Source organism: Massilia polaris (assembly GCF_012927275.1).
Lineage (GTDB): Bacteria > Pseudomonadota > Gammaproteobacteria > Burkholderiales > Burkholderiaceae_D > Telluria_A > Telluria_A polaris.
In genome coordinates, this window is sequence record NZ_JABBGG010000004.1 from 231,341 (window position 1) to 246,501 (window position 15,161).

The window sequence follows — 15,161 nt, forward strand, 5'->3', positions numbered from 1 at the left end:
GTCGTTTATTTAGTGATTTGGTTGTTGCTCAGGGTAACTGCGGCAGCGGTCAGCACACGGCCGTTGAGCAGCGTGGTGTTGTCGCCCACCGTAATGGCGGCGGCCTGGCCAAGGATCGAACCTTTGAAGACACTGTTGGCGCCAAGCGTAGTCGGGCCGACTGGCACCCACGTCACGTTGTCCGCCGTTGCGCCGTTGGTCAGTGCAACGATTGAGTTCGCGGTTGTGTCCAGCGTCAGGGCAGTGCGGAAGATATACACGCCCGCGCCGCTCAGTTGCAGTGTGCCGGTGATGTTGATGGCGCCCGCGTAACAATAAACACCTGGAGGCAGCACCAGGCCGCCGAGGTCGATTCCGCCGGCGAAGGTGACGTCGCAGGTACGGCCGTTCGCATCGGTGATCGCAGTTTGCAGGTCAGCCAGTGCACCGTCGAGAATCGCGCCCGACTTGTAGTTGGTGAAGCCTGCCGCGATCACCGGGTCGGTGGTTTGCGAAGGCGAACCGACGTCGCCGGTCACCAGCGTCGTGCCACCGGCATTGTTGGTGATCGACGTTCCGGCGAGGACTGCAAAGTTCGCTGCACTGCGCAGGTTGACACCGGCCGAGGCTGGCGGCGGGACGATTGCTGCTACGGTCAGCGCCGCAGTGGCAGACGTGCCGCCGAAAGTGGCGGTGATGTTCGTCGTGCCGGCGGCGATGCCGGTTGCCGCACCAGTATTAAGTACGGTGGCGATGCCGGTTGCCGACGAGGTCCAGGTGGCGTTGTTCGTAATCACCGCAGTGGAGTTGTCCGAGTAGGTGCCGACAGCAACGAAGTTCTGGTTCGCACCAACGGCGATGGTCGCCGAAGCTGGCGTGATGGAAATGCTCGACAGCGTGACAGCCTCGGTCGTTGCATTTGCCGTCGCCGTCTTGCCGCCGAAGCTTGCGCTGATCACCGACGAGCCCACAGCCACGCCGGTGATCAGGCCAGCTGGGGTGGAAGCGACTGCGGCGGTGTTAGCCGACACGAAGTTGGCTGACGCGCTCACATCGCTGGTGCTGCCATCGGAATACGTCGCGATCGCCGCCAGCTGGCGGTTGACGCCGGCTTGCAGGGTAACCGACTGTGGCGTAATCGCCAGCGACATCAGCGACGCCGGGGTCACGGTCAGTGTTGTGCTGCCGCTGAGGGCGCCGGAGGTGGCGGTGATCACCGAAGTGCCGGCGACTTTGCCCAGTGCCAGGCCGGTGGTCGCGTTGATGCTGGCGACGGCCGGTGAGGCCGAGGTGAAGGTCGACACGGCAGTGATGTCGCGCGTAGTGTTGTTATCGAAGGTTCCCATGACAGCGAACTGCTGCGAGATGCCTGCGCTGACCGACGGGTTGGCCGGCACAAGGGCGATCGACACCAGTACCGATGGCATGGCGGTCAGCGTGGCCGAGCCCGCCTTTCCGTTAAACGCGGCGGACACTACCGAAGTGCCTGCGCTGACGCTGGCGGCCATGCCGGTGGTGGCGTTGACCGTGGCGACCGCTGGGGTCGCCGAAGTCCATGCGGCGCCGGTGGTCACGTCGCGCGCCGATCCGTCCGAATAGACCGCGGTGGCGATGAATTGTTGGGTAGCGCCGGTGGGCACTGTTGCCGTGGCGGGCGTTACCGCAACGCTGACCAGGTCGGCGGCAGGCAAACCGAGGATGGGATCGCGTCCCTGGTCGCCGCCGCCGCAGCCGGCCACCAGCGCGGCGGTCAGGAGACCGGTCGAGCAGAGTAGGATTTTCGTGTAGCGCTTGAATGCATTCATGTTGTGTTTCCTTCGTGAGTAGCCATCGTTCGACGTCCTTGGTTCCCACTATTGCCGTTCGAATGGACGCGCTCGGTGCAATAGCGCACATAAGGAGCGGAAGTTGGAAAATTCACTCCGAAAAACAACAGTGTGGTTCCGGCTGGCGCCGGGCGTCGCCGTCCCGGACAAGGAATTCTGGCCCGCAATCTGCATTACCTTCTGGAAAATGGCTGCTCGTCCGAGATTGCCGGCGTCGGCAACGACCGTGCTCGGCATTTCGCTGTTCATGGGCGGCGACACGACCCCAAGCCGCGCCGTTGTCCGCGAAGCGCGCCCGACGCGTACCTCAGGGCAGCCACTAATAAATCAGTCCACCTTGGACAGCATCGACGTGAACATCCCGCCGCCAAGTGTTCAACGCGATATTGGGGTCTTCCTGTCTGCCCTTGATAACCGCATCGCCCTCCTACGCGAAACCAACACCACCCTGGAAGCCATCGCTCAAACCCTGTTCAAGTCATGGTTCGTGGACTTCGATCCAGTGCGCGCCAAGCAGGAAGGCGGGTGCCTGAAGGAGTGGATGATGCGATGGCCGCATTGTTTCCTGACAGTTTTGAAGGGGGCGGTGCGCGGGCCAGTGCCAAAGGGATGGCGCGTGACAGCCTTGGCCGATGCGTTCGACATCAACCCAAAACGTCAGCTCAGGAAAACAGTGAGCGCGCCTTATCTTGACATGGCGAGTCTGGCCACGAGCGGGCACTGTGTTGAGGCGCCCATCCAACGCGACATGGGTTCCGGTGCAAAATTTCGCAATGGCGACACCCTGCTGGCGCGCATAACGCCCTGGTGGGCTTAGCGTGGCCTGCACCGCGCGGGAGTGGCCATGTGGACGTATCAGTCGCCGCGACCATGAAAAAGGACAGCGATCATTTGAGGAGGCTTGCCGCGCAGGTCACTGGAGCGGCGCTCACTTCACATCTGACCAGGCAGTAGCAGGAAAGCCACAATTGGTTCGCTCAGCCCATCGCGCGGATTTGATGGTATTTTTGTTGGTATGTTTACCAACGTCAAACGATTCTTCCTATAGGTAAAGCCTCTATTCGATTAGTTCGATTCCGGCAAGCGCACCAGGATTAGGTAGTAAGAAAAAAGCTTCGCTGGTAACCCTTTTTTCTTTGTACGACACTTTATGGAAAAATTTCGCATTTCCGGGCGGCACAGCGCGCTTCGCTGAGATTTCCGCCCGAAACCATCCCATTCCTCTGCTCCACATTTCAGCGTAGACCCCGTCGCAACAGCATTTCCTTCATGTCCGAGCTCTGTTAGTCAGCGCACAGTGAGCATCCCCTCGACGTTATATTTTTGGTATTCGCTCATCCGGGAAGGAATATTGAAGGGGCGATAGCTTCACGCCGCATTGGTATAACTATTTAAAGGGAATGGATCATGGATAATCAAAAGTCGAACGAGGGATCGGGTAGCAACATGGGTAAGGATTCCGCAGACAAAGGCGCCGGCGGCAACCAGGCAAGCAGCGGTTCGCCAAACGTTCCGGGCTCGGGCAACCTGGGCGCCAGTAGCTCGGGCAACATGGGTTCGTCGAGGAACGATACCTCGGCAAGCGGTACCTTGAACAAACAATCCCCGTCGAGCGGCGGCAGCATGGGCAGCGGCAGCGCAGGCAGCATGGGCTCCAGCGCTTCCCCATCGATGGGCGGCATACCGAAGAACGCCGACGACATGCACAAAGTGATCGACAAGGCAGCCGATTCCGCACAGCCTGCCGTTGACCGCCTGGTCAGCAGCGCACACGCCGGTGTCGACAAGATGTCGGAAATGTTCTCCGGCGCTTCCGGCAAGATGGATGAACGGAAGCACCAGGTCACCGACGCGTACAACAACTTCACGGCAACCAGCCGCGAATACGTCCGCAACAGCCCAGGTACCGCGGTACTGGGTGCATTGGCTGCAGGCTACCTGCTGTCGAAGATCCTCGGTGGCCGTCGCCACTGACCCAGGCGCAGTACCTGAACGCTCCGGCCGCCCGCTAAAGCGGCCGGGTGCTTTTGTACGTCCCGATTCCCATCTCCAATTGTCAGGGGTATCAAATGGCTACACGTAAAAAGAACGGGCAGTCCACCGCCGGCGCCGGTTCGATCCTCAGTACCGTTTCAGGTCCGTCCGCTGCGCAGCCGCCTTCCAGCCTGGGCATGAAGAACGACGTCGCCGAGCAGCTGCGCGGAAACAAGGTCGCCGGCATGAACCTGGCCGCCGCGATGCCGTTCAATCCGAACAAGCCGGGCGAACACGGCGACGCGGCGCGCACCCCGCAGCCTGGCGCCACGGCGGAGCCGGAAACCTTGGCGGCAACCGCCAGCACCAGCACCGAAAACGCCGTCTCGGCAAAAGTGGGCAGCGGCGTTCCGCCCAATGGCAGCAATCCGGCCAATGGCCCGCTCGACCGGGTGCGTGTCGACAGCGGCGGCCAGATGCTGACCACCAACCAGGGCGTCCCGGTTGCCGATAACCAGAATTCGCTGAAGGTCGGCCTGCGCGGACCGACCGCCATGGAGGATTTCATCCTTCGTGAAAAGCTTACCCATTTCGACCACGAACGCATTCCTGAACGCGTCGTCCACGCACGCGGATCGGCCGCGCACGGCTACTTCGAAGCCTACGAAGACTTCAGCGACCTGACCCGCGCCAATCCGTTCTCCGCAGCCGGAAAGCGCACGCCCGTGTTCGTACGATTTTCGACCGTGGCCGGCGAGCGGGGTTCCGCCGATACCGTGCGCGACGTGCGCGGCTTTGCCGTCAAGTTCTATACGGAAGAGGGCAACTGGGACCTGGTCGGCAACAACATCCCTGTGTTCTTCATCCAGGACGCGATGAAGTTCCCTGATCTCGTGCACGCCGTCAAGCCTGAGCCGCATCACCAGATGCCGCAGGCTTCCAGCGCGCATGACACCTTCTGGGACTTCGTCTCGCTGATGCCGGAGTCCGCCCACATGCTGATGTGGCAGATGTCGGACCGTGCGATTCCGCGCAGCTACCGCACGATGCAGGGCTTCGGCGTGCACACCTTCCGGCTGGTTAATGCCGCAGGCGAATCGCGCTTCTGCAAATTCCACTGGACGCCGATGCAGGGTACCCATTCGCTGGTGTGGGACGAATCGGCCAAGATCACCGGCGCCGACGCCGACTTCCATCGCCGCGACCTGTGGGAAGCGATCGAGGCCGGCGCCTTCCCTGAATGGGAACTGGGCGTGCAGGTGTTCACCGAAGAACAGGCGGAAGGCTTCCCCTTCGATGTGCTGGACCCGACCAAGATCGTGCCGGAAGAGCTCGTGCCGCTGCTCCCGCTGGGCAAGATGGTCCTCGACCGGAATCCCGACAACTTCTTCGCCGAGACCGAACAGGTCGCGTTCTGCACGGCGCATATCGTGCCGGGTATCGACTTCAGCAACGACCCGCTGCTGCAAGGGCGTATCCACTCCTACCTCGACACCCAGCTGACGCGCCTCGGCGGAGCGAATTTCCACGAGATCCCGATCAACGCGCCGGTCGCGCAAGTGCACAACAACCAGCGCGACGGCATGCACCGCCAGGCCGTCCAGCGCGGCCGTGTCGCCTACGAGCCGAACTCGCTGGCGGGCGGCTGCCCGTTCCAGGCCGGCATGGCCAAGGGCTTCACCAGCTTCCCTGAGCGTATTTCGGAAGACAAGGTACGCGGCAAGCCGGAACTGTTCGCCGACCACTACTCGCAGGCGACGCTGTTCTTCGAGAGCCAGACGCCGGTCGAGCAGGCCCACATCGCCGCCGCCTTCCGCTTCGAGCTGACGCGGGTGCAGGTGCCGGCGGTGCGCCTGCGCGTGCTGGCCTTGCTGGCGAACGTGGACGCGACGCTGGCGGGCGCTGTCGCGGCCGGCCTTGGCATGGACGTGCCGGCGCCGCTGCCGCTCGCGATCGCCGGTCCTGCTCCCGCGTACGAGCCGTCGCCGGCCTTGTCGCTGCTGAGCCGTCCGGGTGAAACCGGCATCAAGACGCGCCGCGTGGCGATCCTGGTCGCGCATGGCGTCGACGCCGCGATGGTGCGCACGATCTACGACTCGCTGCTGGCCGATGGCGCGGTGCCGCGCGTGGTGGCAAGCACGCTGGGCAAGGTCAAGGCGGCCGATGGTGGAACGCTCGACGTCGAGATCTCGCTCGAAGCCGGTGCGTCGGTGCTGTACGACGCGGTTGTCGTGCCGGACGGGCAGGACGCCGTCACTGCGCTCAGCCGCGACGCGCATGCGCTCGACTTCGTGCGCGAGCAGTACCGGCACTGCAAGCCGATCCTGGTTCTTGGCGCTGGCGCTGGGCTGCTTGCAAAGGCCAGCGTTCCGCCGGCGCTGGCGGACGGCTCGGATGATCCGGGCCTGCTGGGTGCGCACGGCGAGGACCTGAAGCAGGCGCTTGCCGCGTTCAAGGAAGCGCTCGCGACGCACCGCTCGTTTGGGCGCGAGACCGATCCGCCGATGGTGTAAGAAGATATAAAATTTGCATAAATTAAGTTTTATGCAAATTTTATTTAGTTAAATCAATGGATGCCGAAGATGATGGTGAGTAGCGCCAATACCGTATTTTTACTGTATTGCGATGCACCATAGGCGAGACTATATTGAACCTGTCTCCTCCAATCTCTGTATTGGATTATCGCCCGCCCGCCATCATGGCCTGCGGGCGTTTTTTTGGCTATGTCACCGTTAAGTGTGGAAATTAGCATGTCGTTCGCGCTGCGCGGGAACGAGGCGGGGGATTCCCTCTGCGCTGGTGAGCGCGCGCCGCTCATGCGGGATGCAGCTGCCTGACCTGTGCCCCTACTGGCCCCGGGACTTGCATCACCTCGACGATGCCCTGCTCGACTGCATCGCTGAAGCCGGATTCGATCGCTGCCAGCGCGTCCGTCTCGTCCGCATTGACGCCGGCCACGGCCACCGCGCGGTTGCGGCCCTGCTGCTTGGCGTGATGCAGCGCCTTGTCGGCCAGGCTCACCACTTTCTGCCAGTCGAATTCGGCCTCCGGGATGCCGGAGAACGGCACGCACGCCAGGCCGGCGCTGATCGTCACCGGGATCGATTTGACGTCGACCTGCACCGGCGTCGAGCCGACCGCGCCCATCACCCTTTCAAGCATCATGCGCATCTGGTTCGGATGGGCGTTCGGCGAGAACACGAGGAACTCTTCGCCGCCCCAGCGCACCAGCATGTCGGTGTCGCGCACGACCTTGTTCAGGCGGCGCCCGACTTCGGCCAGCACCGCGTCGCCGACGTCATGGCCGAGACGATCGTTGACCAGCCTGAAATTGTCGATATTGATCAGGGTGATGCAGTCGGTGCTTGCCCTGCGCTGCGCCGGCGACTCCGAGCGCTCGGTCATCTTGTCGAGGAAGGCGCGGCGGTTCTGCAGGCGGGTCAGCGGATCGCGGCGTGCCTGATCTTCCAGTTCGCGATTGAGCTGAGCCAGCCGTTCGCTCTTGTCCTGCGCGCGGCGGTACATCATGAAGACCGCAGCGGCCGCCGCGGCCGCCGCCACCGCCGCCAGGGTCGTGGCCAGCAGGCGCAGGCGCTGTGCCCGCGGGATGGTTTCGGCCGTGCTGCGCGAGCCCGCAGGCTGGGCGCGGTCGAGCCCCGGCGCGCGTGCCGGCGTGGCGCCAAGCGCGGGCTTGCCGAGGGCCGGCTTGCCAACGCTCGCGCCGCCCGGCGCTGCCGCCACCGCCAGCCCGGCGATCGCCTGCAAGGCGCCCGGCGACAGGCAGCCGCGCACGCGTTCTTCGGTGCTGGCCAGTTCGCGCTTGAGCAGCGGCGACGCATCGGGCGGCAGCGCCAGGCGCACCATCTCGATACGGCGCACCGCCTCGGTGTCGGCATGGTCAACCAGCGCGCGAATCGATTTCAGTTCGGCGAGGGCGCTCTGGTCACTGGCCAGCGCCACCGGAGGCGCGAGGAAAAGGGCGGCAATGATGCCCGGCAGGGCGAGGCGTCGCAATGGGGCTTGATATTTGAGCATCATGGAACGGGCGTCTGGCCCCGTATCGTCAAATTAAACCCTCGCACATTAGCTCAATTTTTGATGCTTGTGGGAAATATCTAATGGCGATCCGGCTTGCATCAAGCCGGCCGGCTCAGGCGGCTGGCTTGAATTCGCGGGTGGGAAGGCTCAGCGTGAAGGTGCTGCCGCGGCCGAATTCGCTGCTCAGCGTCAGCGTACCGCCCAGCAGGTTGGCCAGGTTCTGGCACAGGTACAGCCCCAGGCCGGCGCCTTCCACATTGCGGGTCGAGGTCGAGTCTAGCTGCGAGAACGCCTGGAACAGCCTGGCCTGGTCTTCGGTGCGGATGCCGCTGCCGCTGTCTTCCACCGAAATCTCGGTCAGCGATGCGCCGTCGGCGATCCGCTGCGACAGCGCGACCTTGATCGAGCCCTGTTCGGTGAACTTGATGGCGTTGTTGACCAGGTTGATGACGATCTGCGTCAGCGCGCGCCGGTCCGACGTGATGATGACCGGCGTCTCCGGCAGGTCGAGCGCCAGCGACAGTCCTTTTTGCGCGGCCAGCGGGCGCAGGGTGTCGGCGGTTTCGTTCAGCAGGTTCTGGCAGTGCACGCGCTCGGCCGCCAGCGTGACCTTGCCCGATTCGATCTTGGCCACGTCGAGGATATCGTTGATCAGCGAGAGCAGGTGGCGCGCGCTGGTGCGAATCGTGTTGAGCTGCTTGTCCTGGTCGGTGGTCAGCGGCCCGGCAAGCTTCATCAGCAGCGCGCCGGTAAAGCCGATGATCGCGTTGAGCGGGGTGCGCAACTCGTGCGACATGTTCGCGATGAAGGCCGACTTCATGCGGCTCGCCTCGGCCAGCTCAAGGTTCTTGTGCGCGATCTCGCGGTTGGTGTTTTCCAGCGCGGTGGCGTGGTGCGCCAGCCGCATATTCAGCTCGATCACCTGGCGTTCGCGCGCCTGCAGTTCGCCGTTGACGTGCACCGCCTGCTCGTAGGTCGAGATCAAGAGGTCGAGGATCTGCTGGCGGCCCGCGTTGATGAAGTGCTTCTGCTCGCCCAGGTACAGCGCGACGCCCACTTCGGCATTCATGTCGCGGCGCAGGACCTGGTTGGCCAGCATCTGGCTGATGCGGCTTAGCAGGTAGTCTTCCGCGTACGGCTTGCGCACGAAGTTGTCGGCGCCGCACTCGATGCCGCGGATGATGTCCTTGGCGTCGTTCAGGGCCGTCACGAGGATGACCGGGACATCTTCCAGCGCCGGGTCGGACTTGATGGCGCGGCACAGGTCATAGCCGTTCATCTCGGGCATGATGATGTCCGACAGGACCAGGTGCGGCTTGCGTTCCCTGATCTCGTCCAGTGCCAGCCTGCCATTGGCCGCGACGCGCACGCAGTAGGACCGCGCCTGGATCAGCCGGCGCAGGCGCTCGGCCTGGGTCGGGCTGTCCTCGACGACCAGGATCTCGAAAGGCTGGTTATGTATGTCGTTCGTTAGTTCCAACGGACTGCTCCTCGCCGCCGCGGCTCACGCCGCCTGACCAAAGACTATATCGAACTTCGAGCACGGTAAGCATAAATTTTCAGTGTGCGAGAAGTCACATTTTTTACGGCACCTGCGCGCCCTGGAATCCGCCGGCGCGCCACGTCAATACGAGGGTGTCGCGATGGCCGTTGGCGCCGTCCGGCTGGATCGGCGTCGATTCGTGGATCACGCGCGCGTCGTCGAGCAGCAGCAGGGTCCACGGCTCCAGCATCGTGAAGCGCTGGCCATTCGGGCCATCGGCGTCGAACACGCGCGTCTCGCCGCCCTTGATATGGCTGCGGCCGACCAGCAGCACGGCGACAAAGTCGACCCCGTCGCGGTGCGCGCCTTCCGGCGTCGGGCGGCCGATGCCTTCCAGCGTATCGATGCGGAACTGATGCGCTTCGACATACCAGCGGCGCGCGCCCGCCACTTTCGAGCACACGTCGCCCAGGCTGCGCAGCAGGCGCTGCCAGCCGGCTTGCGCCACGGTGCCCGCTTCAACCGGCGCGAACAGGCGGTGCATGCCGCCGTGGAGCGCGTTGTACTCCACCGGCTGCCAGTGCGCGCGGTGCGGCGCCTGCGCCAGGGCGCCGTCCTGGATGAAGCAGGAGTGGCGCCGGCGCCGGTAGCGGCCGGCGTCCTTCAGGTAGTTATCGAGTTCGAGATTGTCCCAGCTTGCGGCCAGCGCGGCCAGCTCGGCTTCGCTGCAGCCGGCCAGGGCGCACACGTCGGCCGGGCGCAGTACGGCGTAGCCGTCGTCTTTCAGCGCGGCCGCAAGCCGCGCAGGATCTGAATAGGGTGGTTCAACGTAAGTCATCCTGCAAGCGTACCATTTTTCACGCCGGCCGGCAGGGGGAGGCCTACCACTGAACGATGGCGGCGACGCGGAAATTGCGCGGTTCGAGCGGATGGAAGTGCACGTCGTCGCGTGCTTCGCTTTCACCATTCAGGCGCGAGGCATAGAAATACGAGATCGCCGCATCGCGCCGGTCGAGCAGGTTGAAGCCTTCCAGCTCAAGCCGCACACGGCTGTTGATCCGGTAGCCGATGCGTGCATTCAGCGTGCTGCTGCCGCCGCTGCGCACGCTGTTGTCCTCAAGGAGCGGACGCGGTCCGGCGTAGCGCAGGTTGGCCGAACCCGACCAGGCGCCGCGCCGGTCCACCGTCACGCCCAGCTGCCCGACGCCTTCGACCGCACCAGAGATAAAGTCTTCGCCCGCAGCGGCGCCGCGCGAACGCGCGTGCGCGTACGCCAGGTCCAGGTCGAGCGACAGCCATTTCACCGGCTTGTAATAGTTCGACAGTTCGACGCCGTGCCGCACGCTTGGCAGTCCGGCTTCGGTGGCGCCGGCGTCGCCCAGGTAAGCCAGCTCCGAATCGAACGCAAGCCGGTACACGGCGAGGCTGGTTTGCAGGCCTTTCACGGGCTCGGTGCGCAATCCTGCTTCGATGCCGCGCGACTTTACCAGGCCGGGCGAACGGTCAACCGCGGCGGTCGTGCCGCGCGCATCGTTGCTGTGGAAGCCGGCGCCCATGTTGAAGTACAGCTCGGTGTTTGCGGCCGGCGTCAGCGCCACGCTGAGCGACGGGCTGGCAAGGCGGGCGCGCGCGGTGCCGGAATTATCGCTGCGGTCGCTGCTGACGTCGAAGCGGTAGTGGTCGGTGCGCACGCCGGCGACGGTGCGCAGCATCGCGTTCCAGCGCGTGCCCGCTTCGATGAACATCGCGGCGCTGCTTTCGACAATGTGGTCTTCGCGGGTGACCGACAGGCGCTTGCGTTCGCGCGTGTTGTACAGGCCATTGAAGATATTGTCGTTCTGGAGCTGGATGCCGGCCGTGATGTCGGTCGCGCGGGCGTCGCCGTGCAAGTGCCAGCTGTGGGTCGCATTCAGGCCGCTGGTGACGCGGCGGTCCGGCTGGGCGAACTGGTCGCCGTTGACCGGGTCGTTCAGGAAATAGGTGAAATTCGAGTACAGGTCGGTGCGGTTGCGGATCACGAAGGCATTGACCTTGGACGCCGAATCGCTGGCGGTGCGGCGCCAGGTGCCGGACACGCTGTAGCGCTGCGCCTCGCCGGCGTCGCTCGGGTCGATGGTGTCGAAGCGGCCGATCGTCCCCGCATCGACGGCGCGCTGCGGCACCTGGTCGCTCGCATTCCAGCGGCCGCGGTAAGCCATCGCCGCGATGCTGAAGCCGTTGTTGGCGTAGCCGCGGCTGTAGCGCAGCACGGCGTTGGCCTTGCGGTAGTCTTCCGGGCGCGTGAACGGGCCGTCCTTGTGCAGCAGTTCCAGCGCGTACAGCAGGTTGCCGCCAAACGCTTCGGGCGACGCCGCGGTCATCGCGCGGCGGTAGCCGTCATGGCCGGCCGCGACGCTGGCGATGCCGCGCGCAAGCCGGTTGGCGTAAGTAATCGAGGCGCTGCCGGCCGACGCGAAGTCGCCTTCGCGGGCCGAGTACGGGCCTTTTTTGTAATCCAGCCGCGCAGCCAGTTCGGGAATCAGGAAATTCAGGTCGCTCCAGCCCTGGCCGTGCGCATGGCTGCGCTGGTTGACGGGCATGTCGTCGATGGCGGTGCGCAGGTCGGTGCCGTGGTCGAGGTTGAAGCCGCGCAGGAAGAACTGGTTGGCTTTGCCTTCGCCGCTATGCTGGGTCACCAGCACGCCGGGCGCAGCCTCGAGCAGTTCGCCGGGGCGGTACACGGTGCGCGCTTCGAGCTGCTGGCGCGAGACGCTGCCGGCGCTGGCCGAATCGGCCAGTCCAAGGTCGCCGTCGCGCATGCTGTGGATCAGCACGGACGGCAGCATCGGGTCGTCGGCCAGGGCCGGCAGGTGGCAGCACAGGGCGCCGACGGCAATCGGCGCCAGCCGCAGTCGCAGCGGATGAATCATGGACTCTGGCGTACGCTGGCGCGCTGGAAGGTCAGCGACCGGACCGTTCCGCCGGGCGCCATGTTGATGGTATTGACCTGGTCGGGCAGGAAGTCGATCAGCACTTCGTCATGGATGGCCGCGATTTTTTCCGGCGGCGTGCCTTCGAGCTCCTGGTAGATCGTCACGCTTTGCGGATCGACAGTGACGCCGATCCAGCGCAGCGGCAGGCGCGATTTATCAGGCGCCAGCAGGTAGAACTGCTGCTCGATGTACTTGCGCAGGATCGCCTCGTCTTCCGGGTCCTGCAGGTCGAACTGGCGCTGGTACAGGTTGGACAGCAGCGCTTCGACGTCATGCAGCATGTAGGTGTGCACGATCTCGGTGCTGCCGGTGCGGGCATTGAACGACAGGTCGGTGATGCCGGCGTGGTAGCGGTGCGCGTGCGCCGCCGCGCTGACGCAAACCAGCGCGGCGGCCACGGCGAACTTCAGGCGATGCAAGGCGATGACTTACTCCTCGGCCTTCTCTGGCGCGCCGGCCTTGTCCTGCTCCGTCTTGGTCTTCAACGGCGTATTGAAGTCCTTCATCATGTCGCCCTCGCCGCGCTTGGTCTTGAACAGTTCGAGGCGCGACGGGGTGACCTTGCGCGGCCACGCGTTGTTGGACACGTCGATATCGGCGGTCTCCCAGTACGGGTCCTGGGTCAGGCCGACCATCGGCTCGTCGGTGACGATCAGCTTGGTGATCTTCTTCGACGACATGCGCCACACTTCGGCCGGCACGCGCTCGATGTACTTCTTGCCGCCCTTGAGTTCAACCTCCAGCACCAGCGGCGTGACCAGCCCGCCGACGTTGGTGAAGTCGACCAGGTACAGGTGCTTGCCCTGCGCGAGCAGCGCCTTTTCCCAGTCTTCCAGCGACTCCATCGTCTCGTTGTACTTGTTGCGGTCCTTGTTGGTGACCGTGAAGTCGTCGTGCTCGTTGTAGAAGTCCTTCAGCTCCGGCTGCGCATCGACGCGGCGCGGCATGCCCTTGTTGCGCTGGTCGGTGACCGACATTGGCTCTTCGGCGCGGCGGCTGCGCTGCAATGCCTTTTCGGTTTCCGGATTCTTGCTGCTGATGCCGTACTCGGTGATGCCGTCGACGCTGACGTCGACCGGCTCGGTGGTGTAGAACCAGCCGCGCCAGAACCAGTCGAGGTCCGTGCCGGACGCGTCTTCCATGGTGCGGAAGAAGTCGGCCGGGGTAGGGCGCTTGAACTTCCAGCGCTGCGCATATTCGCGGAACGCGAAGTCGAACAGGTCGCGGCCCAGCACCGTTTCACGCAGCACGTTCAGCGCGGCGGCCGGCTTCGAATACGCGTTGTTCCCGAACTGGAGCAGCGACTCCGAGTTGGTCATGATCGGCACCTGGTTCCGGCTGCGCATGTAGTCGACGATGGCGCGCGGCTCGCCGCGCGACTGCGGGTAGTTCTCTTCCCACGCCTGCTGCGCCATGTACTGCACGAAGGTGTTCAGGCCCTCGTCCATCCAGGTCCACTGGCGCTCGTCCGAGTTGATGATCATCGGGTAGTAGTTGTGGCCGACTTCGTGGATGATCACGCCGATCAGGCCGTACTTGGTGCGCTTCGAATAGGTCAGCTCGCCGGTCTTCTTGTCCTTGGTCGGACGCGGCCCGTTAAACGAAATCATCGGGTATTCCATGCCGCCGACCGGGCCGTTGACCGAGATCGCGGCAGGGTAAGGGTAGTCCAGCGAATACTTGTTGTACTGCTCGATGGTGTGGATGATCGCCTGGGTCGAATACTTCTCCCACAGCGGGTTGCCTTCCTTCGGGTAGTACGACATCGCCATCGTGTCGGTGCCGCCCTTCTTGTAGCCCTGCGCGTCCCAGATGAACTTGCGGCTGGTGGCAAACGCGAAATCGCGCACGTTCTTCGCCTTGAAGTGCCAGGTCTTGGTATCGGTGGCGCGGCGCTTCTCGGCCGCCTCGGCTTCCCTCTGGGTGACGATGACGACCGGCTTGTTCGACTTGCGCGCGCGCTCGAGGCGCTCGCGCTGGATAGCGGTCAACACCGCGCCCGGGTTCTGCAGCTCGCCGGTGGAGGCGACGATGTGGTCGCTCGGCACGGTCAGCTGGACGTCGTAGTCGCCGAATTCCAGCGTGAACTCGCCGGCGCCGAGGAACTGCTTGTGCTGCCAGCCGTAGACGTCGTAGTAGGCCGCCATGCGCGGGAACCAGTGCGCAATCTCGAACAGGTCGTTCTTGTCTTCGTCGAATTTCTCGTAGCCGGTACGTCCGCCCATCACCTTCGCTTCGTTGATGTTGTAGCTGAAGTCGATGTTGAAGGTGAAGCGCGAGCCTGGCTTCATCGGCTGCGGCAGGTCGATCCGCATCATGGTCTTGTTGATCGTGTACGTCAAAGGCTGGCCGCTCGAAGTTTTCACCGCACCGATCTTGAAGCCGCCGTCGAAGGTGCGGCTTTCGAGGATGCTGCGCATGCCTTCGAACTTCATGCCTTCCTCTTCGCCGCGCGCCTTGGCCCACGCTTCGCGCGACGCGACGGTGGAGGTGGTGCGGGCGTCGGATCCGGGCTGGAAGATGTTCTGGTCCAGCTGGATCCACAGGTACGGCAGGCTGTCCGGCGAGTTGTTGTAATAGGTGACGGTCTCGGTGGCCGAGATCGAGCGGTTCGCTTCGTCGAGGCGGGCGCGGATCGTGTAGTCGGCGCGCTGCTGCCAGTAGGCGTGGCCAGGCGCGCCCGAGGCGTTACGGATCGTGTTCGGCGTCGGCAGCACTTCTTCAAGCTGGCGGAATTTGTCGTCGAACGGTTCGGCCGCAAGCGCGGACATGGCAAAACACAGCGCCGCAACGCTGATCGGCAAACGTCTCATATTTACCCGTTGTTATTATAGAAAAATGGAAAGGGCATTCTAAACGTTACCTCCAGGGATTGTTTTGGGGAATTGT

The 15,161-nt window shown here is 64.0% G+C and carries 10 protein-coding genes; 3 read left to right on the plus strand and 7 right to left on the minus strand.

Annotated features, from left to right (window positions below; all coding sequences use genetic code 11):
- Nucleotides 1-5: 5 nt before the first annotated feature.
- On the minus strand, nucleotides 6-1,784 hold the full coding sequence (locus HHL21_RS09065) for an ice-binding family protein (RefSeq protein ID WP_229496242.1): 1,779 nt from the start codon (nucleotides 1,782-1,784) through the stop codon (nucleotides 6-8).
- A gap of 103 nt (nucleotides 1,785-1,887) precedes the next feature.
- Here HHL21_RS09065 and HHL21_RS09070 point away from each other — a divergent pair, with 103 nt between their 5' ends.
- The 3 genes from HHL21_RS09070 (at nucleotide 1,888) to HHL21_RS09080 (ending at nucleotide 6,292) form a co-directional block, all read left to right on the plus strand.
- On the plus strand, nucleotides 1,888-2,622 hold the full coding sequence (locus HHL21_RS09070; protein WP_229496244.1) for a restriction endonuclease subunit S: 735 nt from the start codon (nucleotides 1,888-1,890) through the stop codon (nucleotides 2,620-2,622).
- A gap of 590 nt (nucleotides 2,623-3,212) precedes the next feature.
- The gene (locus HHL21_RS09075) at nucleotides 3,213-3,779 is read left to right on the plus strand and encodes a hypothetical protein (RefSeq protein WP_169464926.1); all 567 of its coding nucleotides are present in this window, start codon (nucleotides 3,213-3,215) and stop codon (nucleotides 3,777-3,779) included.
- Between the two features lie 95 nt (nucleotides 3,780-3,874).
- Nucleotides 3,875-6,292 (plus strand): catalase, encoded by a 2,418-nt coding sequence (locus HHL21_RS09080; protein WP_169464928.1) that lies wholly within the window; start codon nucleotides 3,875-3,877, stop codon nucleotides 6,290-6,292.
- A gap of 301 nt (nucleotides 6,293-6,593) precedes the next feature.
- Here the strand turns inward: HHL21_RS09080 and HHL21_RS09085 are convergent, their stop codons facing one another.
- The 6 genes from HHL21_RS09085 to HHL21_RS09110 form a co-directional block, all read right to left on the minus strand.
- Complete coding sequence (locus tag HHL21_RS09085) at nucleotides 6,594-7,793, minus strand: GGDEF domain-containing protein (RefSeq protein WP_206085690.1); 1,200 nt, start codon at nucleotides 7,791-7,793, stop codon at nucleotides 6,594-6,596.
- Between the two features lie 136 nt (nucleotides 7,794-7,929).
- Nucleotides 7,930-9,297 carry a hybrid sensor histidine kinase/response regulator gene (locus HHL21_RS09090; RefSeq protein ID WP_169464932.1) on the minus strand — a complete coding sequence of 456 codons (1,368 nt, stop codon included), beginning with the start codon at nucleotides 9,295-9,297 and terminating at the stop codon, nucleotides 7,930-7,932.
- Between the two features lie 103 nt (nucleotides 9,298-9,400).
- Nucleotides 9,401-10,138, minus strand: coding sequence for a 2OG-Fe dioxygenase family protein (locus tag HHL21_RS09095; RefSeq protein WP_169464934.1), 738 nt, complete (start codon nucleotides 10,136-10,138; stop codon nucleotides 9,401-9,403).
- 43 nt (nucleotides 10,139-10,181) lie between these two features.
- Nucleotides 10,182-12,209 carry a TonB-dependent receptor gene (locus tag HHL21_RS09100; RefSeq protein WP_308640228.1) on the minus strand — a complete coding sequence of 676 codons (2,028 nt, stop codon included), beginning with the start codon at nucleotides 12,207-12,209 and terminating at the stop codon, nucleotides 10,182-10,184.
- Nucleotides 12,206-12,691, minus strand: coding sequence for a DUF6702 family protein (locus tag HHL21_RS09105; protein WP_206085692.1), 486 nt, complete (start codon nucleotides 12,689-12,691; stop codon nucleotides 12,206-12,208). Before HHL21_RS09105 ends, HHL21_RS09100 begins: the two co-directional genes overlap by 4 nt.
- Before the next feature lie 9 nt (nucleotides 12,692-12,700).
- The gene (locus HHL21_RS09110; RefSeq protein WP_169464936.1) at nucleotides 12,701-15,085 is read right to left on the minus strand and encodes a M1 family metallopeptidase; all 2,385 of its coding nucleotides are present in this window, start codon (nucleotides 15,083-15,085) and stop codon (nucleotides 12,701-12,703) included.
- Nucleotides 15,086-15,161: the final 76 nt, after the last annotated feature.

Coding starts and splice junctions, on each gene's coding strand:
- HHL21_RS09065 (WP_229496242.1), bottom strand. CDS start 1,784: ATGAATGCATTCAAGCGCTACACGAAAATCCTACTCTGCTCGACCGGT.
- HHL21_RS09075 (WP_169464926.1), top strand. CDS start 3,213: ATGGATAATCAAAAGTCGAACGAGGGATCGGGTAGCAACATGGGTAAG.
- HHL21_RS09080 (WP_169464928.1), top strand. CDS start 3,875: ATGGCTACACGTAAAAAGAACGGGCAGTCCACCGCCGGCGCCGGTTCG.
- HHL21_RS09095 (WP_169464934.1), bottom strand. CDS start 10,138: ATGACTTACGTTGAACCACCCTATTCAGATCCTGCGCGGCTTGCGGCC.
- HHL21_RS09100 (WP_308640228.1), bottom strand. CDS start 12,209: ATGATTCATCCGCTGCGACTGCGGCTGGCGCCGATTGCCGTCGGCGCC.
- HHL21_RS09110 (WP_169464936.1), bottom strand. CDS start 15,085: ATGAGACGTTTGCCGATCAGCGTTGCGGCGCTGTGTTTTGCCATGTCC.